21 protein-coding genes and 1 pseudogene are annotated in these 24,061 nt (G+C 56.1%); 10 read left to right on the forward strand and 12 right to left on the reverse strand.

Annotated elements, in window-relative coordinates; genetic code table 11:
• Positions 1 to 2: 2 nt before the first annotated feature.
• Genes ACZ6J2_RS10965 through ACZ6J2_RS10975 form a run of 3 tightly spaced genes read right to left on the reverse strand, consistent with a single transcriptional unit; the run spans position 3 to position 3,053 of the window.
• Positions 3 to 866, reverse strand: coding sequence for an efflux RND transporter periplasmic adaptor subunit (locus ACZ6J2_RS10965; RefSeq protein WP_471725705.1), 864 nt, complete (start codon positions 864 to 866; stop codon positions 3 to 5).
• The gene (locus tag ACZ6J2_RS10970) at positions 863 to 1,078 is read right to left on the reverse strand and encodes a DUF1656 domain-containing protein (RefSeq protein WP_033144858.1); all 216 of its coding nucleotides are present in this window, start codon (positions 1,076 to 1,078) and stop codon (positions 863 to 865) included. The genes ACZ6J2_RS10965 and ACZ6J2_RS10970 overlap by 4 nt, the downstream gene beginning before the upstream one ends.
• A complete protein-coding gene (locus ACZ6J2_RS10975; RefSeq protein ID WP_471725706.1) occupies positions 1,071 to 3,053 on the reverse strand; it encodes an FUSC family protein in 1,983 nt (660 codons plus the stop codon). Before ACZ6J2_RS10975 ends, ACZ6J2_RS10970 begins: the two co-directional genes overlap by 8 nt.
• Before the next feature lie 76 nt (positions 3,054 to 3,129).
• Here ACZ6J2_RS10975 and ACZ6J2_RS10980 point away from each other — a divergent pair, with 76 nt between their 5' ends.
• Positions 3,130 to 3,924 (forward strand): AraC family transcriptional regulator, encoded by a 795-nt coding sequence (locus ACZ6J2_RS10980; RefSeq protein WP_471725707.1) that lies wholly within the window; start codon positions 3,130 to 3,132, stop codon positions 3,922 to 3,924.
• On the opposite strand, the gene ACZ6J2_RS10985 is transcribed toward ACZ6J2_RS10980, so the two are convergent.
• The gene (locus tag ACZ6J2_RS10985; protein WP_422714827.1) at positions 3,921 to 4,811 is read right to left on the reverse strand and encodes an oxidoreductase; all 891 of its coding nucleotides are present in this window, start codon (positions 4,809 to 4,811) and stop codon (positions 3,921 to 3,923) included. The genes ACZ6J2_RS10980 and ACZ6J2_RS10985 overlap by 4 nt on opposite strands.
• Before the next feature lie 105 nt (positions 4,812 to 4,916).
• On the opposite strand from ACZ6J2_RS10985, the gene ACZ6J2_RS10990 reads away from it, so the two are divergent.
• Positions 4,917 to 6,038, forward strand: coding sequence for a YbdK family carboxylate-amine ligase (locus tag ACZ6J2_RS10990; protein ID WP_029741715.1), 1,122 nt, complete (start codon positions 4,917 to 4,919; stop codon positions 6,036 to 6,038).
• On the opposite strand, the gene ACZ6J2_RS10995 is transcribed toward ACZ6J2_RS10990, so the two are convergent.
• From ACZ6J2_RS10995 to ACZ6J2_RS11005, 3 genes are all read right to left on the reverse strand, one after another.
• Positions 5,968 to 9,123, reverse strand: a complete 3,156-nt coding sequence (locus ACZ6J2_RS10995; RefSeq protein WP_471725708.1) for an efflux RND transporter permease subunit — start codon at positions 9,121 to 9,123, stop codon at positions 5,968 to 5,970. The genes ACZ6J2_RS10990 and ACZ6J2_RS10995 overlap by 71 nt on opposite strands.
• Before the next feature lie 9 nt (positions 9,124 to 9,132).
• Positions 9,133 to 10,197 carry an efflux RND transporter periplasmic adaptor subunit gene (locus ACZ6J2_RS11000; RefSeq protein WP_471725709.1) on the reverse strand — a complete coding sequence of 355 codons (1,065 nt, stop codon included), beginning with the start codon at positions 10,195 to 10,197 and terminating at the stop codon, positions 9,133 to 9,135.
• 108 nt (positions 10,198 to 10,305) lie between these two features.
• Positions 10,306 to 13,014 carry a cation-transporting P-type ATPase gene (locus ACZ6J2_RS11005; protein ID WP_471725710.1) on the reverse strand — a complete coding sequence of 903 codons (2,709 nt, stop codon included), beginning with the start codon at positions 13,012 to 13,014 and terminating at the stop codon, positions 10,306 to 10,308.
• A 478-nt stretch (positions 13,015 to 13,492) separates the two neighbouring features.
• On the opposite strand from ACZ6J2_RS11005, the gene ACZ6J2_RS11010 reads away from it, so the two are divergent.
• On the forward strand, positions 13,493 to 13,741 hold the full coding sequence (locus ACZ6J2_RS11010; protein ID WP_013097677.1) for a DUF1158 domain-containing protein: 249 nt from the start codon (positions 13,493 to 13,495) through the stop codon (positions 13,739 to 13,741).
• Positions 13,742 to 13,795: 54 nt separating this feature from the next.
• Here the strand turns inward: ACZ6J2_RS11010 and ACZ6J2_RS11015 are convergent, their stop codons facing one another.
• Positions 13,796 to 14,137 carry a RamA family antibiotic efflux transcriptional regulator gene (locus tag ACZ6J2_RS11015; RefSeq protein WP_010428317.1) on the reverse strand — a complete coding sequence of 114 codons (342 nt, stop codon included), beginning with the start codon at positions 14,135 to 14,137 and terminating at the stop codon, positions 13,796 to 13,798.
• A gap of 32 nt (positions 14,138 to 14,169) precedes the next feature.
• Positions 14,170 to 15,272 (reverse strand): annotated as a pseudogene (locus ACZ6J2_RS11020) (MBL fold metallo-hydrolase).
• Positions 15,273 to 15,462: 190 nt separating this feature from the next.
• On the opposite strand from ACZ6J2_RS11020, the gene ACZ6J2_RS11025 reads away from it, so the two are divergent.
• From ACZ6J2_RS11025 to ACZ6J2_RS11055, 7 genes are all read left to right on the forward strand, one after another.
• Positions 15,463 to 16,053 (forward strand): TetR/AcrR family transcriptional regulator, encoded by a 591-nt coding sequence (locus ACZ6J2_RS11025; protein WP_039264021.1) that lies wholly within the window; start codon positions 15,463 to 15,465, stop codon positions 16,051 to 16,053.
• Complete coding sequence (locus tag ACZ6J2_RS11030; RefSeq protein ID WP_032662927.1) at positions 16,043 to 16,411, forward strand: MmcQ/YjbR family DNA-binding protein; 369 nt, start codon at positions 16,043 to 16,045, stop codon at positions 16,409 to 16,411. Before ACZ6J2_RS11025 ends, ACZ6J2_RS11030 begins: the two co-directional genes overlap by 11 nt.
• A gap of 120 nt (positions 16,412 to 16,531) precedes the next feature.
• On the forward strand, positions 16,532 to 17,185 hold the full coding sequence (nfsB, locus tag ACZ6J2_RS11035) for an oxygen-insensitive NAD(P)H nitroreductase (protein ID WP_471725711.1): 654 nt from the start codon (positions 16,532 to 16,534) through the stop codon (positions 17,183 to 17,185).
• 517 nt (positions 17,186 to 17,702) lie between these two features.
• Complete coding sequence (locus tag ACZ6J2_RS11040) at positions 17,703 to 18,134, forward strand: hypothetical protein (protein ID WP_471725712.1); 432 nt, start codon at positions 17,703 to 17,705, stop codon at positions 18,132 to 18,134.
• 201 nt (positions 18,135 to 18,335) lie between these two features.
• Positions 18,336 to 18,977, forward strand: coding sequence for a helix-turn-helix domain-containing protein (locus tag ACZ6J2_RS11045; protein ID WP_471725713.1), 642 nt, complete (start codon positions 18,336 to 18,338; stop codon positions 18,975 to 18,977).
• Between the two features lie 194 nt (positions 18,978 to 19,171).
• Positions 19,172 to 20,884 carry a PglL family O-oligosaccharyltransferase gene (locus tag ACZ6J2_RS11050; protein ID WP_471725714.1) on the forward strand — a complete coding sequence of 571 codons (1,713 nt, stop codon included), beginning with the start codon at positions 19,172 to 19,174 and terminating at the stop codon, positions 20,882 to 20,884.
• A gap of 265 nt (positions 20,885 to 21,149) precedes the next feature.
• Entirely contained in the window at positions 21,150 to 21,320 is a 171-nt protein-coding gene (locus ACZ6J2_RS11055; protein WP_471725728.1) for a SymE family type I addiction module toxin, read from the forward strand.
• Positions 21,321 to 21,391: 71 nt separating this feature from the next.
• Here ACZ6J2_RS11055 and ACZ6J2_RS11060 read toward each other — a convergent pair whose 3' ends face one another.
• The 3 genes from ACZ6J2_RS11060 to ACZ6J2_RS11070 all read right to left on the reverse strand — a co-directional run bounded on the left by ACZ6J2_RS11060 (position 21,392) and on the right by ACZ6J2_RS11070 (position 23,990).
• A complete protein-coding gene (locus ACZ6J2_RS11060) occupies positions 21,392 to 22,351 on the reverse strand; it encodes a fimbrial protein (protein ID WP_471725715.1) in 960 nt (319 codons plus the stop codon).
• Between the two features lie 287 nt (positions 22,352 to 22,638).
• Positions 22,639 to 22,953, reverse strand: a complete 315-nt coding sequence (locus ACZ6J2_RS11065) for a fimbrial protein (protein ID WP_471725716.1) — start codon at positions 22,951 to 22,953, stop codon at positions 22,639 to 22,641.
• A 23-nt stretch (positions 22,954 to 22,976) separates the two neighbouring features.
• Positions 22,977 to 23,990: a fimbrial protein gene (locus tag ACZ6J2_RS11070; protein WP_471725717.1), complete on the reverse strand. Its 1,014-nt coding sequence runs from the start codon at positions 23,988 to 23,990 to the stop codon at positions 22,977 to 22,979.
• Positions 23,991 to 24,061: the final 71 nt, after the last annotated feature.

Here is a 24,061-nt window from a genome sequence, read left to right on the forward strand (position 1 = left end):
CCCTATCTCCCTACAGCCACGCTCGCCGACAGCCCCGCCACCAGCTCAACCCCCTCCGGCAACCTGTCGATATGAATGCGCACCGGCACGCGCTGCGCCAGGCGCACCCAGCTAAAGGTGGGCTCGACGTCGGGCAGACCCAGCCCGCCCGTTTCGTCGTTGCTGTCCCCGATCCCATGCCCGATGCTCTCCACATGGCCCGTGATGACCGGCTCGTAACCCATCAGCACCACCTGCGCGGCATCCCCGATGCGAATATGGCGCAGCTTGGTCTCCTCAAAGTACCCCACCACCCAGAAGCTGTGGGCATCAACGATGGCGACCTTCGTCTCCCCCGCCGTCGCGTAGTCCCCGGGGCGAAGCCGCAGGTGCGTGACGTACCCCGAGACCGGCGCACGGACGGTGGCGTGCGCCAGATTCAGCTCTGCCAGATCCAGCGCGGCCAGCGCGCCTTGATAATTGGCCGCCGCGACGTTCGCCGCGCTGCCGGTTTGCTGTAAATCCTCGCTCGAGATGGCGTTTTTAATCAGCGTGCGGCGATGGGCCGCATCCTGGCGCATCAGCATCTCATGGCGTTTCGATTCGACGTCCGCCTGCGCGCTGACCACCGCCAGCTTAAGCCAGCGCGGATCGATGGTGTAAAGCACATCGCCCCGGTTCACCCACTGATTGTCACGCACGGCCACGCTGATGACCGGCCCGGAGACGTCCGGCGCAATCTGCACCACGTCCGCCCGCACGCGGCCGTCGCGGGTCCACGGCGTTTGCGCGTAGTGTTTCCACATCATAAAGGCCAGAAGCGTGGCCGCCGCGACGGCGCTCAACGTCAGCGCATAGCGAGCCAGTAAAGAGAGCAGTGATTTCATGACAATAACCCCAACGCGGTCAGACCCTGCATCAGCAGGAAAAAGGTGACAATCCAGGTTGAAACATCCATCAGCGGGCGAAACGGCAAGCGACGGTAGAGCCTGCTGAGAGAGAAAAGCGCGACGAGGCCCAGCGTGCAGACCAGCGCCGCGAGGGCGACCATCAGTAACCCCGGAATAAAAACCCCGCCGATATTGAGATCGTTAACCATGGTCTGGCCCCCGTAATGCACAGTGCAGATCCACCAGCCTGAAGACAAACTGGCGCGTATGTTCATCTGCTGCAGGCAGATGACGTTCGATAAGGGCAGCGATGCGTTCGCGCAAGGCGTTGCGGTCCGCAGCGTTTATCCGATGAAAAAGCGCGTCAACCTCCCTGCCGGGCGGTGCGTCACTGCGGCGTAAATGCATGACCGCCAGCCCCAGACGCAGCGCGTGCAGCAGCCGATCGAGCGCCTGCTCCGGCGCGCGCGCGCTGCGCTGCAAACGCGGCAGCAACAGGGCGGTTCGGTCTATCATCAGGTTGATCCAGTGCGTTTCATCAACCCGCAGCGTGCCCTTCACGCTGCGGCGAATGTCGCGCTGGCAGAGGTTCAGCAGACGCGCGATGGCGCCGTCCGCCTGCACGGTTTGCAGCAGGCTCATGCTGACGGCGGCAAAGCCGGTGGCGGCAAAGAGCGCGATGGCGGTGTTGGCCGCAACGGCGAAGTCTCCGCTGTAGTGCGCCCCCAGCTCGCACAGAATGGGCAGGGTCAGGGTGATGCCCATCGCCATAAACGTGGTGGGCGGGCGCGCCTGAAGCGACCCGGCCAGCAGATACGCCGGGGCAAGCACCGCCACCAGCACCGGGAAATCGCTTACCTGCGGCAGCAGCGCAAAGCTGTAGAACAGGCTAATGACCATGCCCCAGAATGAGCCAATGATGTATTTCACGATGTGCGGCGCCGGGGTGTCGAAGCTGCCAAACAGCGTGCAGCAGACGCCGAGTATCGAAACCGCCGTACCGCCATCCGGCCACGCCGAGAAGATCCAGACCAGACAGCCGCTCAGGATGATGGCGAAAGCCCCCAGCGCCGTGCGGGCGGCAGTAAGAGGATCGCGATGGAAAACGTAGCCTTTCACCGCGCGGGTTTGCACCTCCCCAAACACGGGTTTTGCACGGTGGACGGCCCCGGAAAGACGTTCGCACTGCTGCAGAAGCGCGATCGCCTCCGAGAGGTAGCGGATAAAACTGACCTGCAGCGCGTCGTCAAACGTCTGCGCCTGCGCGGCATACCGATCGATGAGAAGCGTACAGCGGAGCCGCAGCGACTCTGCCGTACTGCCGGCATCAGCGCCTTCAGCGGCAAGCCAGGCCTGAACGTCGCCCATCAACGCCTGCACGTCGGCGGGCAGGGTTCCGATCGCTGGCAGGCGATCGTGTAGTTCACAGTTGACGATAACCAGCCGCGCCAGCCGATCGTGAATCGCTTTTCTGGCCTGCCGCACCGGGGCTGAAAGGGCAAAATCATACGGAATATGGTGGCTGATGCCCTGCAGGAACTGCAGCGCCAGGGCCAGATGCAGGGGGCCGGAAGCCGCGTCGGGTTTGCCTGCTAAGGTATCCGCCACCCGACCGCGCGCGGCCTGTAGCGTCTGGGATAATTTAGCGTTGAACTGGCCCGATACGCGCGCGGGCAGCACGTAGCGGTGGATCAGCGCCGCGCAGAAAATCCCAATCGCGATCTCCTGCACGCGAACGATGGCGACGTTAAAGATGCCGCCGGGATCGGACACCGCCGGAAAACCAATCAGGCTCGCGGTGTAGCCTGCCAGCACAAATGCGTAAGCCCGGGGCGTGCGTTCCAGCAGGGAGAGCCACAGGCAGAATACGATCCAGCCCGTCAGCACCACGCTGCACAGGACTGGCGTATTTGCGAAGGCGGGCACAATCACAACGGTCGCGCTGGCACCCGCCACGGTACCGGCCAGCCGGTAGAGACTTCTGCTCAACGATGCGCCGACCGACGTCTGCGACACGATGTAAACCGTAATAATGGCCCACGAGGGGCGTTCGAGGCCGATCGACAGCGCAACATAATAAGCCAGCATCGCCGCGGCAAAGCTCTTCGCAGAGTAGATCAGCGCGCCCGCATCGTTTCGCAGCGCGGCGGGGAGACGCACGGGATGAGAGAAGATTTTATTCATGCCGGGATTATTACCGGCTTGCAGACCCGCTTAAATACTCTATTCTGTCAAAAAATACCTAAATGTTGCCAGAATCGTGAAGCCTCAACTCGCTCATACGCTGTATGACCCTGACGCCACCGCCTCCCCTGCCGTGGCTCGTCATCTGGACTTCGTGGACTACGCCGCGGAAGTGCCGGTGCATACCCACCGCAAGGGCCAGCTGATCATTGCCCGATACGGCGCGGTCAGCTGTTACGCGGATAATGATATCTGGATCGTGCCGCCGGACTGCGCCGTCTGGATCCCCGGCGGGATCCCGCACAGCGCCAGGGCGACCTGGAACGCGCATCTTAACTATCTGTTTATTGAGCCCGGCGCGGCGGCGCTGCCGGAGAGATGCTGCACGCTGGCGATCTCGCCGCTGATTAAGGAGCTGGTCGATCGTCTGACGCGCGAAAGCGTGGATTATCCCCCCGACGGCCACGTCGCGAGGCTGACCCGTGTCACGCTGGACGAGCTCGCCAGCATGCCGCAGCAGAAGCTAAGCCTGCCGGTCTCAACCGATCCGAAAATTCGCGCCATGGCGGACGCGCTGGTTAGCCGCCCTGAGGACAGAAGCACCCTGAAGGACTGGGCGAAACGGCTCGCCCTCAGCGAGCGCTCGTTTGCCCGCCTGATGCAGCGCGAGACCGGGCTGAGCTTCGGGCGCTGGCGCCAGCAGCTGCATTTGATTATTGCCCTGCGGGAGCTGGCAAGCGGCGTACCCGTCCAGAACGTGGCGGCAACGCTCGGGTACGAATCCGTGAATGCGTTTATCACCATGTTCCGAAAAGCGATGGGCAGCACGCCCGCCCACTACTTTGCCGAACGGAAAAACAGCGGCCGTTAGCCCGGCCCCTCGCTCCCCGCCGCCAGCAGCGGCACCACCACATCGCTGATGGGCACCGCAATCCCGTGCTTGCGGCCGTAGCGCTGGATCACGCCGTTGCGGATATCCCACTCCATCGGGCGATCGGCCTGGCGGTCGGCCAGGATCGACGTGCCCAGATCTACTGGCGCACGCTGGAAGTTCGCCAGGATCTCCTGCGCCACGTCATCGTCCAGCTTCGCCCCTTCGGCGCGGGCAACGGCAAGCCCCTCACGCAGGTAGGCCAGCGCAAGCTCGCTGATATCTTCGCGCCTGAACATCCCGGCGCGGCGGTTAGAAAGCACCATCAGCCCGGCGACCGCGTTTTGCAGCAGCTTGCGCCAGGCGACGGAGGCGAAATCTGTCGAGAGCTCAACCGCGCAGCGCGTACCGCGAAGCGCCTCCACCACCCGCTGCGCCTGCGGCACGTCCGGCAGGGTCAGGCGCGGTTTGGCGCGCAGCCAGACGGAGGCATCCGGCTCGCGCTGGGCCGGGAACCAGACCACCGACGGCAGCACCGTCGCGCCGTTAACCCACGGCTCAAGCTGGGCTTTTTGCTCCACGCCGTTTTGCAGGGCGCAGACCACGGTGTTTTCATCGCACAGCGCGCGCAGCCACCCGGCGCTGTCGGCGTTCTGGGTAGTTTTCACTGCGATGAAAACCAGAGCCACTGGCTGCCTGATGACGGCCGGATCGGTTAATACCGGACCGGGCACCACGGTTTCCCCCTCGTCGTGGCGCAGGCGTAATTCCGGGTGCGCGGTGCGTCCGCACAGCAGCGGCGTGCGGCCAACGTCATGCAGCACCGCGGCGATGGTGGTCCCAATTGCGCCAGGCCCAATCAGCGCAATCACTGGATTGTCAGACATGGTTAACTCCCCTTTTCGCTAAGCCTGCTAACAGTTATACCACCCTGAAAAGTGAGCGCCACGTCGTTGTCTATACTCAACACACAACAGACAACGGAGTGCGCCATGCCTTTACCCGATTTTAAGTCCTCTGAACCTTTCACCCTCGGCATCGAACTCGAACTGCAGGTGGTTAACCCGCCGGGTTACGATCTGAGCCAGGACTCCTCCGCGCTCATCGCCGCCGTCAAAGACGACATCAAAGGCGGCGAGGTCAAACACGACATCACCGAAAGCATGCTCGAAATCGCCACCGGCGTGTGCCAGAACATCGACCAGGCGGCGGCGCAGTTCTCGGTGATGCAGCAGAGCATCCTGCGCGCGGCAGCGGAGCAGCATATCCAGATCTGCGGCGGCGGGACTCACCCGTTCCAGAAGTGGCAGCGGCAGGAGGTGTGCGACGACGAGCGCTATAACGTCACGCTGGAGCGCTTTGGCTACCTGATTTTGCAGGCGACGGTGTTCGGCCAGCACGTGCACGTCGGCTGCCGGACCGGGGACGACGCGATTTACCTGCTGCACGGCCTGTCGCGATTCGTGCCGCACTTTATCGCCCTGGCGGCGGCCTCGCCGTACATGCAGGGCACGGACACGAAGTTCTCCTCGTCGCGGCTCAACATCTTCTCGGGATTTCCGGATAACGGCCAGATGCCGTGGGTCAACAGCTGGCAGGAGTTCGAGGGGCTGTTCCGCCGCCTGAGTTCGACCAGCATGATCGACAGCATTAAGGATCTGCACTGGGATATTCGCCCCAGCCCGCACTTCGGCACCGTCGAGGTGCGGGTGATGGATACGCCGCTGACGCTCGGCCACGCCATTAACATCGCCGGGCTTATTCAGGCGACGTCGCACTGGCTGCTGACCGCGCGGCCCTATAAGCATCAGGAAAAAGATTTTCTGCTGTACCGCTTTAACCGTTTTCAGGCCTGTCGCTACGGGCTGGAGGGGATCCTGACGGACGTGCATACCGGCGAGCACAAAACCGTGGCGGAAGACATTGCGTGGCTGCTGGAGCAGGTTGCGCCGTCGGCCGAGAAGCTTGGCGCGACGAGCGCAATCAATGAAATTGCCCTGCTGTTAAAGCAGGGCAAGAGCGAGGCGCAGCGCATGCGGGAGTTTATCGCTGACGGCGGCTCGCTGATTTCTCTGGTTCAGAAGCACTGCGAGCTGTGGGCGACGAGTCCGTAAGGCCGTGCCCCCACTCGCGCAGGCGCTGGAACAGCACGAACAGCGCGGGGATAAACACAATCCCCACCACGGTCGCCACCAGCATGCCGCTGAACACCGTGGTGCCGATGATGCGACGGCTCTGGGCACCCGCCCCGGTCGCCAGCATCATCGGCAGGACGCCGATAATGAACGACACGGCGGTCATCATCACCGCGCGGAAGCGGCGCGATGCCCCTTCCCGCGCGGCATCGACAATCGCCATTCCGTCCATGCGCCGCGCGCGGGCAAACTCCACGATCAGGATCGCGTTCTTGGCGGCGAGGGCTATCAATAGCACCAGACCTATCTGCACGTACACGTCGTTGGCGTAGCCCGCCAGCCACAGCCAGACCAGCGCCCCGCCGATGGCGAACAGCACCGAGAGCATCACGCTCGCCGGGAGCGTCCAGCTCTCGTACTGGGCAACGAGGAACAGCCACGCCATCACCACCGCCGCCAGCACAATCCATATCGCCTGATTGCCGGTCTGCTGCTCCTGGTACGACATGCCGCTCCAGGCATAGTCGTACCCGGCTGGCAGGTTTTCCGCCAGGATCTCGCCCATCACCGCCATCGCGGTGCTGCTGCTCACACCGTCCGCCGCCGAGCCGCTCACCGACACGGACGGGAACTGGTTGTACTGCTGCAGGAACGGCGCGCCGACGGTCGGCGTAATGGTGACGAGATTACTCAGGCGCACCCGCTCGCCGCTGTTGCTGCGCACGAACAGCTCGCCGATCTGCTCGGCGCGCTCGCGCCACTGCATCTCGTTCTGCATCACCACGTGGTAGACGCGGTTGTTGACGCTGAAATCCCCGGCGCGTGTGCCGCCAAAGGCGGTTTGCAGGCTGCTGAAGATGCGCGACACCGGCACGTCGAGGCGCGCGGCGCGCTCGCGGTCAACGGTCAGCGTCAGCTGCGGCACGTTGCTGCTCCAGGTGGTGAACACGCGGCTCAGCTGCGGATGCTGGTTGGCTTTCGCCAGCACTTCACGCGTCACGCGCTCCAGCTCTGCCGGGCTCTGCCCCGCCTGCGCCTGTATGCGCAGGTCGAAGCCGGAGGCGTTGCCCAGCCCCGGCAGCGTCGGCGGCGCGAAGGTCATGATGGTCGCTTCCGGCAGGGCCAGCAGCTGGCGCTGCAGGGTACCCATCACCTCATCCAGCGGCGGACGCTCGCTCCAGTCCTTGAGCATGATGGAGATAAACCCGCCGTTGGAGGCGCCGGTGCCGTTGAGAATGTTAAATCCGGAGACCTGAATCACGTCCTCCACCGCCTGATTTTTAGCGATGAGTTCGCGTGCCGTGGTCATCACCGCTTCGGTGCGCTCCAGCGAGGCCGCCTCAGGCAGCTGAACGCTGGCAAAGAAGTAGCCCTGATCCTCCTGCGGCAGGAAGCCTTTTGGCATCGACGTAAAGCTGAACGCCACCACGGCCGCCGCGCCTGCGGTGGCCAGCAGCGCCAGCCACGGGCGAAGGTTGAAGATGGTCACGATGCGGGTGTAGACGCCACGCGTGGCCTCCAGCCCCCGGTTGAACCCACGGAAAATTGCCGCGGGCTGCGCCGGGCGCGGACGCAGCAGCATCGCGCACAGGGCGGGCGTCAGGGTCAGCGCCACCAGGCTTGAGAGCGTCACGGCCGTCGAGAGCGTCACCGCGAACTGGCGGTACAGCTCGCCGACAATCCCCGGCAGCAGCGCTACCGGCACAAACACCGCCAGCAGCACCAGCGTCGTGGCGATGACCGGCCCGGCGATCTGGCGCAGCGCCAGTGCGGTCGCCGCCGTGCGGCTCTGCCCTTCCGCCATCAGCGTTTCGACGCTCTCCACCACTACGATGGCGTCATCCACCACCATGGTCAGCGCCAGAATAATGGCGAACAGGCTGAGGGTGTTGGCGGAGTAGCCGAGCGTGTAGAGCACCGCGAAGGTGCCCACCAGCGATACCGGAATAGCGAGCGCGACAATCAGCGTCGCGCGCCAGCTTTGCAGGAACAGGGACACCACGACCACCACCGCCAGCATCGTCAGCGCCAGCGAGACGCCGATCTCTTTAATGGTGGCAGCCACAAAGGAAGTGGTGTCGAATTTCACCTCGTAGACCAGATCGTCCGGGAAGCGCGTCGAGAGGTGTTCCAGCTCCGCCCGCACCGCGTCGGCCACGCGCAGGGCGTTGGCGGACGGCGTCGGGTAGATGCCGAGATAGGCGGAGTCGTGCCCGTTCAGCCGCGCGCCGGAGCTGTAGCTGCGCGAGCCGAGCTCAATGGTGGCGATGTCCTTCAGGCGCACCAGCTGGCCCATCTCGCCCGCGCGGATGATGATGTCGGCAAAGTCTTCGGCCTGGCTTAAGCGCCCCAGGCCGTTGATGGTCAGCGTCTGCTGCTGGCCGTTAAACACCGGCGGCGTGCCGACCTGGCCTGCCGCCCCCTGCACGTTCTGCTCGCGCAGCGCCTGCGCCACGTCGTCGGTGGTGACGTTCAGGGCGTTCATGCGGTCCGGACGCAGCCAGATGCGCATGCTGTAGTCGCGCGCGCCAAACATCTGCACCTGCCCGACGCCCGGCAGGCGGGACAGCGCCTCGCGCACCTGGGTGCTGGCGTAGTTGCTGACGAACAGCGGCGTATGGGTGTTGTTCGGTGAGTAAAGACTTACCCCCATCATCAGGTTGGTGGCGCGCTTGCGCACCTGCACGCCGTTTTGCTGTGCTTCGGTCGGGAGCTGCGCCACGGCCTGCGAGACGCGGTTCTGCACGTCGATGGCGGCGAGGTCCGGATCGGTGCCCGCCGCGAAGGTGATGTTCAGGCTATACGAGCCTTCGTCCGAGCTGGTGGACTCCATGTAGAGCATGTGATCCACGCCGTTCAGCTGGGTCTCCAGCGGCGTGGCGATAGCCTCCGCCACGTCAGCCGAGCTGGCGCCCGGCCAGCTGGCAGACACATTCACCACCGGCGGCGCGATCTGCGGGTACTGCTCCACCGGGATAATCCTCAGCGCAATGGCCCCCACCAGGGTGATGACCAGCGCAATCACCATCGCGAAGCGCGGGCGTTTGATGAAAAACGTCAGCATGATGGCTCCTTAATTCAGTATCTGGACGGCCGCGCCTGGCTGCATGCGCTGCGCGCCGTCAGTAATCGCTCGCTCACCGGACTTCACGCCGGAGGCAATCTGAAACTGCTGGCCGATCTGTCCGGCGACCTTCAGCGGGCGCATTTCGGCTTTTCCGTCGGCGTTAACCACCCAGGCAAAGAACCCGTCGCCGTTCTGCTGGACCGCCGCCGCGGGTAGGGTCAGAACCGGCAGCTCGCTGGCCGGGCGCAGCGTCACGTTCACGCTGCCGCCGGGCAGCAGCTGATGGCGCGGGTTGGCAAACTCGGCGCGCAGCATCACGCTGGCGGTGCGCGGATCGATGCGGTTGTCCACTGAGGTGAGCTCGCCGCTGACGCGCTGGCCGTTGCTGTCAATGAACGCCTGCCAGGCCTGCTTCATGGCGCTGATATCCGCATGCTGTCCGGCTTTGGTGGCAAACGCGCCCTCTTCCAGCGCAAAGGCGATGCGGATGGGATCGAGCTGTACTACCTCCACCAGCACGCCGCTGGCAGGGTTGACCAGGCTGCCGACGTGAAACCGGCTGTGCCCTACGCGACCATCGATCGGTGAGGTGATGCGGGTGTAGTTCAGGGTGACATTACGGGTTTCGAGCCGGGCTTTAGCCTGCTCCAGCGCGGCGCTCGCCACGTCCCTTTGCATGCGGGCGTTGTCCACGTCGTGACGGCTAATGGCGTTGCTGCTGCCCAGGCTTTCAAAGCGGGACAGCTGCTGCTGCGCCTGGCGCAGCGTGGCTTCGGCGCTTCTCACCTCAGCCTGCGCCAGACGCAGGGCGGCGCGCGGCTCGGCGTCGTCCAGCTCGAACAGCAGGTCACCTTTTTTCACGTACTGCCCGTCGCGGAAGTGGATTTTGGCGATCGCGCCTTCGGTACGCGCGCGTAGCTCAACGGTGTGGATGGCTTCGATGCGGCCCGGGATCTGGCGCTCGGCGGCGTGGGCGGTCTGCTCCACGGTGGCGACACGAACGGGGATGGCGGCGGCGAATGCGGGTTGCAAGGTGCAGGCGAGGAGCGCGAACAGGAGTGGGAGTTTCATGGGAGTACCTCAGCGTTGTTTCTCCCCTCACCCCGGCCCTCTCCCACAGGGAGAGGGAGGCCACAGTCCCCTCTCCCCGTGGGAGAGGGTTAGGGTGAGGGCAAAAGGTTATGCAGCCTTACGGAACCTGCGGGTCAGTCGCTTCTCGATTTCGACGACGAAGAACATCACGCCCGCCACCGCCAGAGTCACAAACCAGTAGCGCAGCGGCAGAGCTTCGGTGCCGAACAGCATCTGCATAAACGGCAGGTAGATAATCGCCGCCTGGAGCAGGAACAGCACGCCCGTCACCAGCCAGATCCCTTTGTTCGCCAGCAGACCGCGGTTCAGAGAGAACCCTTCGGTGTTACGGCAGTTAATCATGTACACCCACTGGGCGCAGACCAGCATCTGCAGCAGCACGGTGCGGATGAACTCCGCGCTGTGGCCGCGCGGGGCCAGCCAGGCTTCCAGCGCAAAGGCGGCGATGGCAATCATGGTGCCGACGAAGGCCACGCGCCAGACGGCGTAGGCATCCATCACGTGCTGCCCGGTCTGACGCTGCGGACGACGCATGATGTTGCGCTCGGCGGCTTCGAAGGCCAGGCCGAAGGAGAGCGTGGCGGAAGTGGCCATGTTCATCCACAGAATCAGCACCGGCGTCAGCGGAATGATGTTCCCCGCCAGCAGCGCAATCACAATCAACAGCCCCTGCGCGAGGTTGGTCGGCATGATGAACAGGATGGTCTTCTTCAGGTTGTCGTAAACGCGACGCCCCTCTTTCACCGCGCTGGCGATGGTAGCGAAGTTATCGTCCGTCAGGACCATGTCCGCCGCCTCTTTGGTCACTTCCGTGCCCTTGATGCCCATCGCGATGCCGACGTCAGCCTGACGCAGCGCCGGGGCATCGTTCACGCCGTCACCGGTCATGCCGACGATTTCACCTTTATCCTGCAGCGCTTTCACCAGGCGCAGCTTATGCTCCGGGCTGGTACGGGCGAAGATGTCATACTTCACCGCGGCTTCCGCCAGCGCGGCGTCGTCCATCTTCTCCAGCTCGTAGCCGGTGACCGCCTGCTCGCTGTTGGCGATCCCCAGCATCTGGCCGATGCTCATCGCCGTCTGCGGGTGATCCCCGGTGATCATCTTCACGCGGATCCCCGCCTGCTGGCAGGCGTTAATCGCATCAATGGCTTCCGGACGCGGCGGATCCATCATCCCGGCGATGCCGAGGAAGATCAGGCCGTGGCTCAGGTCGTCGTGCGTCAGTTCCTGCTCGCCGTTCGCCGGCTTGAACGCCGCGGCGACCATGCGCAGCCCCTGACGCGCGTAACGCTCCATCTCGCTTTCCCAGTACGTGCGGTTGAAGGCTTCCGCACCGTTGCGGGTCTGCTGCTGCGCGCACAGGGCGAAAATGACGTCCGGCGCGCCGGTGATCAGGATCTGCTCCTCACCGCCAATCTGGTAGTGGGTGCTCATGTACTTGTACTGCGAGTCGAACGGGATCTTGTTAACCAGCGTGGTCATGACCGGCTCAAGGCTGGCCTTCGCCGCCAGCACCTTCAGCGCGCCCTCGGTCGGCCCACCGGTGATGCCCCACAGGCCGCGCTCGTCCTGAATCAGCTGGCTGTCGTTACACAGGTCGATGGTGCGCAGGTAGTGCTCCAGCACGGTGCCCGGCTGGATGTGGACCGGCTCGTCGCTGCCTTCCAGGTAGATGTTGCCGACCGGCTCGTAGCTGTTGCCGTCCACGCGGTAGCAGGCGTCAGCGGTGATAATGGCTTTGACCGTCATCTCGTTCATAGTCAGAGTGCCGGTTTTATCCGAGCAGACCACGGTCATCGCGCCCAGGGTTTCAACCGTCGGCAGCTTGCGGATAATCGCCCGCTTGCGCGCCATCGCCTGCACGCCCAGCGAGAGGATGATGGAGATAATCGCCGGCAGACCTTCCGGCACGGAGGCCACCGCCAGGCTAATCAGAGAGAGCAGCAGCTCGCCCATCGGGATCTCGCGGAACACCAGGCTGAAGACAAACAGCGCGGCCATCATCGCCAGAATAATCGCGAAGATCGCTTTACCCAGTTTGTCCATCTGCACCAGCAGCGGCGTGCGGTGCTTTTCGATGCCCGCCATCATCTGGTTGATGTGGCCGAGCTCCGTGTCCTTACCGGTTGCGGTGACCACGCCGACGCCACCGCCCGCGCTTACGGTCGTCCCGGAGAAGACCATATTGGTGCGGTCGCCCAGCGGCAGTTCGCCGCTCAGCGGATTAATATGTTTATCCACCACGGTAGATTCACCGGTCAGAATCGCCTCTTCCACGCGTAAATTATGCGCCTCGATTAAACGCATATCCGCCGGAATACGATCCCCCGCGCGTAATACAATAATATCGCCCGGGACTATTTCAGTTGTGGGTAGAGTTTCGTGATTGCCGTTACGAATAACGCGCGCCTCGCTGGAGAGCATATTGCGAATGCTCTTCAGGGATTTTTCCGCGTTGCTTTCCTGAATATGGCCAATTAAAGCATTGATTACCGCCACGCCCAGAATTACCAGCGTATCAACCCAGTGGCCCATTACTGCTGTTAATACGGCGGCGGCCAGCAGGACATAAATCAGCACATCATTAAAATGGACCAGGAAACGCAGCCAGGCGGGTTTGCCTTTTTTCTCCGGCAGCGCGTTCGGACCTGATTTTTGCAGACGCGCCTGCGCCTCTGCACGATCCAGGCCGCTGGCCTGGCTCTGCGTGTGGGTAAGCACCTGCTCTACGGTCTGCTGGTATGCCAGCCCGCCGGAAGGCGGCATGTTTGGGGACAATTTTTTTTCGGTCATCGTATTTTTCCTTCAATATCCGGTGAACAGAAGCCTGAATTCCTTTCTGGCTTAAATAAATTCATTTTAAAGTCTTGCGGGTAAAATTGATCTACCGCAATATAATGACTTCTCGGTTATTCAAAACTGATTAAAACTATTTCGATGGCCTGATTTTTACAAAATATTTCTAAACCAACATTAAACGAGGGGGAACCATGTGGGGTATTTATCGCGGACGCCGACTGGTGTTATACGTTATCGCGGCCATTGTTATTGCCACGTTAATTGGTTATAGCACCTATACATTTGTAAAATTATTTTCCTGATAAAGATGTTTATTTACATAACGCGATATTAATATAAATGCCGGGTCGTATTTTGTTATTTATTCGCTAAATAATATCTTCGTTTTATTCAATAACGCCTGAGTCGCTGATATTGCTTTACGTTACAGGATGCCGGACAATGACATTTTTAACTGACGATTAACATTACGATGAAACACCCGTTAGAATCGCTGCTTACGGCAGGCGGCATTTTATTGCTGGCCCTGCTCTCCTGCCTGCTGTTGCCCGCGCCGTCGCTGGGTCTGGTGCTGGCGCAGAAGCTGGTTCAGACCTTTCACATGGTCGATCTGAACCAGCTTTACACCATTCTGTTCTGCGTGTGGTTTTTACTGCTGGGTGCCATCGAATTCTTCGTCCTGCGTTTCGTCTGGCGCCGCTGGTTTTCACTGGCCTCGTAAGCCAATAAAAAAGCCGGGTGGCGACTTCGCCTTACCCGGCCTACACGCGACATGTTAATGTGTCTGGCTATGGTTCTCTTTACGGTACGCCCCAGGCGGCTGGTTGAACGTCCGGGTGAAGATACGGGTAAACGTCTGCTGCGAGTCAAACCCATAGCGCAGGCAGATGTCGTAGACCCGAGCGTCGGATTCACGCAGATCGCGCGCCGCCAGCAGCAGCTTGCGCTCACGGATATAACGCCCCAGGCTCTCCCCTTTGTACTGCATAAACAACCGCTGCAGGTGCCACTTCGAGTAGCCCGCGTGGCGGGCAATCTCTTCTATACGTAATGGCTGGTGCAGATTGTCGTCGATCCATTCGACGATAGTATCGATGACTTGAGCGGAAATGGTCATGCTGCTGTCCCCCTCTGCTTCTCGCTTAAACATTATTCCCACCACGCGCGAAAGGTTTGCGTGGCGTCACTCACCCGGACGGCTCGCCCAGCGCCGGTGTCAGTAGCCGATAGTTTTTATCCTTGCTGGCTTTAGCCAGCTGGATCAGCGGATCGTTCCACGTATGTTTCGCCAGCACGAAGCGTCCGTTATGCCCGGGCACCACGGCTTTCGCGTTCAGATCCACCGAGGCCTGCGCCGTTTCCTCCGGCAGCATGTGGATGTACTTCCAGTCCTGGTCGTACTGGCCGTTTTCCATGATGGCGACATCCACGCCATCAAACTGCTCGCCGATGGCCTTAAAGTGCGGGCCGTAGCCGGAGTCCCCGCTGTAATAAACCTTCTGCTCTGGCGTGACGAACATAAAGCTGCCCCACAGGGTTCGATCGCGCTTGATGCCGCGCCCCGAGAAGTGGCGCGCCGGCAGAACATGCACCGTCAGTTCATCGCTGATGCGTACCGACTGGTTCCAGTCGCGCTCGTCAATAATCTCAGGCTTCATCCCCCAGTAGCGCAGATGGGATCCCACTCCCAGCGGCGTCACCACGCGCTTCACCTTCGGCAGTAGCGCCCGGATGGTGGCGTAATCCAGATGATCGTAGTGATCGTGCGAGATTATCAGCAGGTCGATTTCAGGCATGCTTTCAGCGCGCCACGGATACTCTCCGGCAAAGGCTTTATTCAGAAACGAGAACGGCGCGGCATAGTTGCTGAGCACCGGGTCAATCAGGATGCGTTTGCCCGCGAGCTGCAGGTACCACGAGGAGTGACCGAGCCACACCAGGGTGTCCTGCTCCAGCGGCAGGCTCGCAAGATCGGTTTTCACCAGCGGCAGCGGCTGGGCCGGGCGCGCGTTTTCGGTTTTTTTGGTCAGAAAATCCCACGTCGCGACCAGCATGTTTTTGTCGCCGTTATAACCCGGCGTCGGCAGCGTATTGTGGAATTTCCCCTCGCGATACTGGGGGGAGGCCTCCACTTCGGTGAGCTGCTCACCCTGCGGTGGCTGACCAAATCCGGCGTTCAGTACAAACGGTAAACTCGCGGCTGAAGCAATAATCATGATTAACACCACGCAGATGAAGAGAGGTTTTTTCATATCCAGACCCGAAAACGCGCCCCATCCGATAGTTTGCGCGGGGTAAACTTGATTATGAGTGAGTAAGCACTCATTATAGATATGATGATAAAGTCGTCAAGACGTTTTCGATCTTTGACATTCCGCGTTGCAGCGTGTCAAAGCACGTGTTTCAATCAGGGTTTTTATAATTGACAGGGGGAAAAATTTAGTGGCACGTCCGAAGAGTGAAGATAAAAAACAGGCCTTACTGGAAGCCGCAACGGTGGCGTTTGCACAGTCAGGTATTGCCGCCTCAACGTCGTTAATCGCCCGTAACGCGGGCGTCGCCGAAGGGACCCTGTTTCGCTACTTTCCCACTAAAGACGATCTGCTGAATGCCCTCTATCTGCACCTGAAGCAGGATCTCTGCCAGGCCATGCTGGCAAACCTCGATCGCACCATCACGCTGCCTAAAGAACATACCCGCAATATCTGGAACAGCTACGTGGACTGGGGTATTCGTAACCCCGTTTCTCATGCGGCTATCCGCCAGATCGGCGTCAGTGAAAAGCTGAGCGCCGAAACGGAACAGGCGGTGAAAGAGATGTTCCCGGAACTCCACGAGCTGTGCCGCCGCTCGGTGCGTCAGGTGTTTATGTCAGATGAATTTAAAACGTTTGGCGATGCGCTTTTCCTATCGCTGGCCGAATCCACGATGGAATTTGCCACTCGCGACCCTTCCCGCGCCGTTGATTTTAAAGCGCTCGGGTTTGAAGTGATGTGGCGCGGGCTGGCCCAGGAAGAGAGCGATGGACAGTAAATCCTTGCAGGAACACGCAATGCGCGTGGCCCTTGAGTTGCCCTTCACCGAACACTGCTGGCCGTTTGGGCCGGAGTTTGACGTGTTTAAAGTGGGCGGAAAGATTTTCATGATCGTCGCGGTCGCGCACGGGCGACCGCACGTCAGCCTGAAGTCAGACCCGGAGAAATCGCTGTTAAATCAGCAGATCTATCGCGGGATAGAGCCGGGCTACCATCTGAGTAAAAAGCACTGGATTTCCCTTTACGGCACCGACGACGTGACGCCGGAGCTGGTGACCGACCTCATTAATGACTCGTGGAATCTGGTGGTAGACAAGCTGCCGAAAAAAGACCAGAAGTGGATCCGGCCGGTCTGATTGTTCGTCTGAGACGAACAGATTAAGCGCTCGAATTGCACTTATCTTTTTCCGCGTCCCGCTGTAATCTGCATTCTTTTCGCGCCCGCGAGCGGGCGAATTTCATCACCAGGAGTTGTTATGGATATCATTTCTGTCGCCCTGAAACGCCACTCGACCAAGGCGTTCGACGCAAGCAAAAAACTGACCGCGGAAGAAGCGGAAAAAATCAAAACCCTGCTGCAGTACAGCCCGTCCAGCACCAACTCCCAGCCGTGGCACTTCATTGTAGCCAGCACCGAGGAAGGAAAAGCGCGCGTGGCAAAATCCGCCGCGGGCACCTATGTGTTCAACGAACGCAAAATGCTGGATGCTTCCCACGTGGTGGTGTTCTGCGCAAAAACCGCGATGGATGACGCCTGGCTGGAGCGCGTCGTGGATCAGGAAGAGGCCGATGGCCGTTTCAACACGCCGGAAGCCAAAGCCGCAAACCATAAGGGCCGCACCTATTTCGCCGACATGCACCGCGTGGATCTGAAAGATGACGACGAGTGGATGGCGAAGCAGGTTTACCTGAACGTCGGTAACTTCCTGCTGGGCGTAGGCGCGATGGGCCTGGACGCGGTACCGATTGAAGGTTTCGACGCCGCCATTCTCGACGAAGAATTTGGCCTGAAAGAGAAAGGCTTTACCAGTCTGGTCGTGGTACCGGTTGGGCACCACAGCATGGAAGATTTCAACGCCACGCTGCCGAAGTCTCGCCTGCCCCTGAGCACGATTGTGACTGAGTGCTGATCATACCGGCACGCTGGGTTCCGGCGTGCCTGTTTTCAATAAACTGTAATCTGCGGATGTTTAACCCCCACACCGGCGCATAGCGCGTTAAGGAAGCCTTAACCTCTGAAGCGCTTAACAGTTCAGCTCCGAATTCATTCCAGTCGATAATTCTTCTCTCTCAGCCAACATCACCTGCTGTCGTTTCAATGCCACACGAAGTTCAGCTGAGGGCATATCTTGCGTATTCCTGATAAACATCCGCAGCAGAAAAATTGTTCTTCCCGCTGATAGACGTACCACTGGATGATTTGATTGGCGATCATGAAACCAGATCTTAAATTGGACCCGAGTTAATTAGACACTCAAATCGGAGGAAATTTACAATAATACTTTATGCCTTTCTACTAAGTAGACGAAGAGTATTTTTTTTCAATGCTTTTCTTCATTTCATTAAATAACAATGAGACACTAACAAAAAATAGTGCCAAAAAAAGGATACTTAGGAAGCGCTAACCACATATGGACTATTATACCGATGAATACACTTCCTCATGAATCGAGACCCAAAGTCGTGCTCTATGAGCCACGACTTTTATTACATAACGCTGTAACCCATATTTTCGATGAATATGGATGGGATGTCTTTGACATCAGAGCCGAGATGTTTATTGAAGATTTTTGTAGCATTGCAGATCAATCTGCGCTGGTTGCTCTCGGCATTGATGGTACAGGGAAGGATATTATTCCTTTTTTACGAGCAATACATCACTTCTCATCCATGGATTATCAAATTGTAGTATGGATGTCCAAACAGGATGATGCTTTTAAAAAATTGTTAATTTCTCTTGGGGTCAGTTATATTTTTACAGAGACTACGCTATATGAAGAATTAACTGACTTTGCTGCTAAATATTCTTTCCCGACACGCTGTCCTGAACAGCCCAAAACCTCCACAGGACGAAGTTAACAAATAACGAGCTTGCCACACTTCTGGATATATCGAAAGGTATGAACATTGCCAGCATAGCCAATCTAAGACGCTGCAGTCAAAAAACCATTTACTCCTTAAAAAGGAACGCCTGCACTCGGATTGGATTGGATGCTCCTGAATGGTTAGGAATATTAGCCACAATATCACAAATCAAATCCATTACTTTCTGAGGCGAAAATGTTTATTTATAAAATACAAAATACTCTATCAAACCATATTTATCTTTACGGCTTCACTATCGCCTTAAATAATTTATTAAAAAACAACCCTGGATGGAGCTATTCATTAATTAATAAAGCAGAGCCAGCATCTGAAAAAGCGCATTTAACACTTATTGACTTCACAAATTACGAGAGCATTAGAGAAATAACGCCGGAAGAAAATAAACTTATTCAAAAAAAACAGGGATATAAAACCCTTGTTCTACTGAAAGGTGAACAATCGGCACTAGCCTATACGTTACAAAACTACTACACCTGTTCTATGCTCTGCGTAGACGAATTACAGTTTCACATTCGCGAACTGGTAGAAAGCAGTCTTAAAAAACGTCGTTTTACAAGTACAATGACCGTTAAGATGGTCGATAAATATGCGCAGCTGTATAAAAACATAGAGTTTACAGCAGCAGAAATGCGGATACTTTCAGGACTACATTCTGGTAAAAGAGGAACGGAAATTTCTTATGAACTTTTCCGAAGTCAAAAAACCATCAGTTCGCACAAGCGAAGGATCATGAAAAAACTTGGGGTAAACGACGATCTGTCATTAAAGTTAATTATGAAGGAAATTGATTACGTAAATCATAACACCCAGATATGAATCATTCATCAAAAAAACATCCCCCTGAGAATAACACCGTATACATTTCCTGCAACTCAAAGTTAATTGTCATTATGCGAGACATTTATTGCGGGAAATGGTTATTAAAGAAGACAGATAGCTAATCTTAAATTGGACTCAAGTTCATTAGGCGACCTACTCAGGTAAAAATAGAATAAAGCTTTACCCCTTTAATGATTATGCATCTTCATTCATCCGTATTATTACAGCAGACCGGTATCAAACGCGTTGCGCACCTGCCGCTTATCATTGTTTTCAGCCTTTACTGGCTGATAATAATGCATATCCCCTGGCCAAACAGCGGCGATTACGGCATGAACCTGCCGACAAATCTGTTGAGCTGGGCCATTATCTCGCTATCAGGACTCATCGTATGGCTGTTTCTGGCTACAAAAACGGTGCGTGTTACCCCCACCTTTTTAATGCTGTTTTCAAGCGCGCTGCTGTTTACCCTCCCGGCTCTTTGGTCGCCTCGCGAAGCCTTGCCCATCGCCCTGCCGAGGCTTGCCGGCATCTGGGGCGGTGTTTTCGTTTACCTTACCCTCCTGCAGCACCCCATCAGAGAAAAAGAAACCGTTGCTCTGTTTTATCTGCTGGCTACCGCAGCGGTTATTGAGTGTGTACTCTCTCTGGCTGGTTTTTACTGCCCACAATATTTACCCTTCCCGCTGAATTCACTGGCGGAAAAGTATGCCGGCTACGCACCCGGCATCTTCCAACAGGTAAACGTGACCGCCTCGTTTCTTGTGACGGGGTTTGCCGCCCTGCTCTATCTTTTCGCCGATGCAAGACGCAGGCTTTATCGGCCTCGAGCCGAGCGCATACGGTTTGTGGCGATAAGCATAGCCATCATGATGCTGACAGCAACAATGGTGATGTTCCATTCCCGCATCGGCTGGCTCGGCGGGCTCACCGCAGTGGGTTGCTCGTCTGTGCTGTTCGCTCAGCCCCGTTTTCTACATCGAACCACCCGCTGGCGACGGGTGTTGATTCTGATCCTGCCCGCGTTCGGCGGTCTGCTCGGTGTACTGATGCTTCAGCAGCCCGTAGTCAATTCACTTATCCATGAAGGCTCCAACCAGCAGCGCTGGCTGACCCTGGAGTACACGCTGCGTATGATCTGGGTTCACCCATGGCAGGGCTGGGGGCTGGGAACGTTCGAATCGGCTTTTCAGCATTTCATGGCAGCGTTACCTGGCGACAACCCGAGTCGGGAGATGATGCAGCATCCGCACAACGAAACACTGTTTATTTGGGCGGAGGGCGGCGCGCTTGCGCTTGTGGGCGGGCTATGTCTGCTGTGGGGTTGGATAATTCTTTGCGTTCGACGTAAAAGCCTGTGGCAATGGGCGGCACTGCTCGCCACTCTACCGATTCTGCTGCACACCCAGGTAGAGTTTCCACTCTACTACTCCGTGGCACACTATTTTGCCATTCTGATTTTGATGGCCTCAGCAGACGGGCAGATCCGCACACTGCAGGTATGCACTTCGCGGTTACGTTGGCAGCTGACATTCATAGCACTGTATGGCGTCGTGCTGTCTGCTCAGCTTTTTTACACCAGTATTGTGCTGGGCAATTTTGAAACGGGACGACTTGCTTCACCTGAGCGCATTATCAATTTGCACGTGCCGGAATTAATGCAGATGCGCTATCAGCGCGATCTTAGCCAGCTTCATTTATTGCATTTCAACCAGGCGGGCGATATTGATGAGCTGGAAAGATATGCCACAGAAAATGGCGAGTGGATTAGATGGCATATGGAAGGAGATGCCTGGAACGATGAGGTTAATATCTTATTCTTTTTAGATCGTAAGGTTGAGGCAGAGAAATTAAAACAACGGGCGCATCGGTTAATGCCGTGGGACGACCGTTTTAAACCATAGAGGATCACAATCTCTTTCAGCCGCGTTTATTAACGCGGCTTTTTTATATGTTCAGGTTGGTCCAAAATTCAGGTTTGAGTATTTTTTAACAGACTAGCCTTTCCCTCTTGCTATAATTACATGTCGTTAAATCCAGTAACGAGCTCGATACGGCGTTGCACCAATACCACCGCACCGCTATCAAACCACCGGGCATAAACCCCGCCGACTTACGGTGAGTTCTGCGACGAGTTATCCAGGCTGTATGCCATTTGCTTCATGACGTATCAAAGGCAAGTGGCTGCTGGAGGCAGGTTTCGACTGCCGCACGCAGGTGGAGATTGTCGTTGAGGAGGGAAGAATGGTGGTGACGGCGCTGCCAAAGGTAGAGAAGTCCGAAATAAAAGAGGTGGTATCGGCAATGGCTCTTCGTAAGTCGCGAAAATTGAACAACTAATGGTGTCAATCGAGAAAAAATGTGGGTAAAGAATACGAGGCCGGGCATTCTGCCCGGTTATTCCCTGTCTTTTACTGATAAACAATAGATACAGTTGTTACAGCACTAAATGGGCCTGCTATCAGCGCTTCGTTTGTCCTGTAAACTCTGGCCTGCAAAGAGACTGAAGACGATCCACTGCTGAGTTGACCTAAAGGAAGCTTGCCATTAATAGCAACGCCTTTTCCATCATGTAAAATTTGCACCCCTACTCCTTTTGCTTTGCTTGAGCCATCAAGCTTCAGTACACCATCATCAGAAGCCTCGGGATCGCTGGTCCCCGAAATAGCCAGGCTAACGTTAGCGGGTTTCACACAATTAAGCCCTAAAGAAAAAGTTTTTGCGTTTGCTGTGGTTCCTGGAGCAGATAATGAATTAGCATCGACATTACCTAACTCAACCGATCTCGGTGTTGATTGGTCAAACTTGCAGGAGGCATCAACTTCAATGTTAGCACGTATATTGAGATCAGCCATTGTTAATTGATTACTACCCTGTGCATAAAAGAAGTTTGGTACTGAATAGCTCAGTGTACCAGTCCCTACATAGGAAGACGTTTTGATTAACTCGAAATAAACACACAGATAACCAGTACCAAAAGTTGCGCCTGGCACTCCGGAAAAGTTAATCAAGACATTAAAAGGCGCTGGGGTTATTGACGTTGGAAAAGAATGGTAGGATTGCGAAGAATACATTGATACCCTAACACCAACGCCTTCAATATTTGTATCATATACCTTACTTCCAAAGGAAGACGTTCCGTTCATGACGGTTATAAAATTGAAGTTATAATTAGGATCTGTTCCGCAAAGTATTGCCTGATGTGATGCTATGGAATCATACCAATAGGCTTGACTATAGATTGTTCCCCCAACAGGGATAGTGGTGCTAAGCACATTAAGAGTAGGACTTATATTTATTACGCTTGAAGCCCCCTGGTTGAACACACACTTCTCCGTTCCACCGACAGCATAAGCAAAGGGTAACTTCATTAATATCGCCAAAAAAAACATCAGCTTTAAAAAAAATTGATATATATTTCATATTTATTTCGCATTACAAACGAGATGGAAACCTTATTATTTTTTAAAAAAAATAAAAAGCGATAAAAAATCTTAATTAGGACAATCGAAAACAAACAAGACCTAAATTAATATAATCAACTAGTTATAATTCCCAATAAACGTCGCCGTCGCATCAGCTCTCCCGGCGGTTACCCCCTCCGTCACGGCCTCATAGCGGGCACTGAACCGTAACTAAACCGATGTTTGATCGGCTGTCAGGACAACCCCCTGCTGGTACCACCAGGGGCTATTCTCTTTCCATCATTGTCATAAATTCCCAGCGCCAGACCTTTCGCAGCGTCAGTCCCGTTTTCAAGCGCAAATAGATCTCCATTTTCGCTATCAGGTGTCCCCGAAAATGTCACCGTCGCCTCATTTGCCGCAGGGCCACAGTTTTGCAGGTTTATCGAAGTAGAGAAGCAAGAAATAAAAGAGGTGGTATCGGCGATGGCGCTTCGTAAGTTACGAAAATTGAAAAAATTAATGGCGTTAATCGATAAAAAGCGGGTAAAGAATACGCGGCCGGGCATCCTGCCCGTTTATTCCCAATCTTTTACTGATAAACAATAGAGACAGTTGTTACAGCACTAAATGGGCCTGCTACCAGCGCTTCGTTTGTCCTGTAAACCCTGGCCTGCAAAGAGACTGAAGACGCTCCACTGTTGAGTTGGCCTAAGGGAAGATTGCCATTGATAGCAACGCCTTTTCCATCATGTAAAATTTGCACCCCTACTCCTTTTGCTTTGCTTGAGCCATCAAGTTTCAGTACACCATCATCAGAAGCCGCAGGATCGCTGGTCCCCGAAATAGCCAGGCTAACGTTAGCGGGTTTATCGCAATTAAGCCCTAAAGAAAAAGCTTTTGCGTTTGCTGTGGAGCCAGGAGCAGATAAAGAATTCGCATCGACATTACCTAGTTCAATCAATTTTGGCGTTAATTGGTCAAACTTGCAAGAAGCCTCCGGTTCAATGCTAGCAGTTATATTTAGATCGGACATGAGCAATTCATTACCTGCTTTCGCATAGAAATATTTACCTACTGAATAATTCAATGTGCCTGAGCCAATATAATTTGTTGTTTTTATCAACTCGACCATTACATGAAGATAACCCGTACCAAAAGTTGCACCAAAAGGTTCATTTATAAAAGTAATGCCCACATTAAATGGGGAAGCCGTGGGAGATGTTGGGAAAGAGTGATAGTTTTGCGATGAATACATTGAAACACGAACACCAACACCCTGAATATTCGTATCGTAAACGTGACTACCATACGAAGAATTACCCACCATAGCTGAAATAAAGCTAAAGGAGTAAGAACCATCAGAACCGCAATATATTGCCTGATGAGAAGAAACATTATCATACAGATAGTCTTGTTTGAATAGCACCGACCCAACCACAGCATCAGCCTTGATCAAACCAGGATTTATTTTAATATTCATTACACTTTGTACACCTTGTTGAAACAAACATGTTTCAGAACCACCAACAGCGTAAACCAAGGAGAGCTTCGTTATTAAGAATAAAAAAAGAGTTAACTTTGAAAAACTTAAGATACATTTCATAACAGTTCACATTATAAATAACAGGGAAGACTCTAATATTTTTGTATAAAACAAAAAGTGAACAAAAAAAA

It is taken from the genome of Enterobacter sp. E14S (assembly GCF_055666685.1).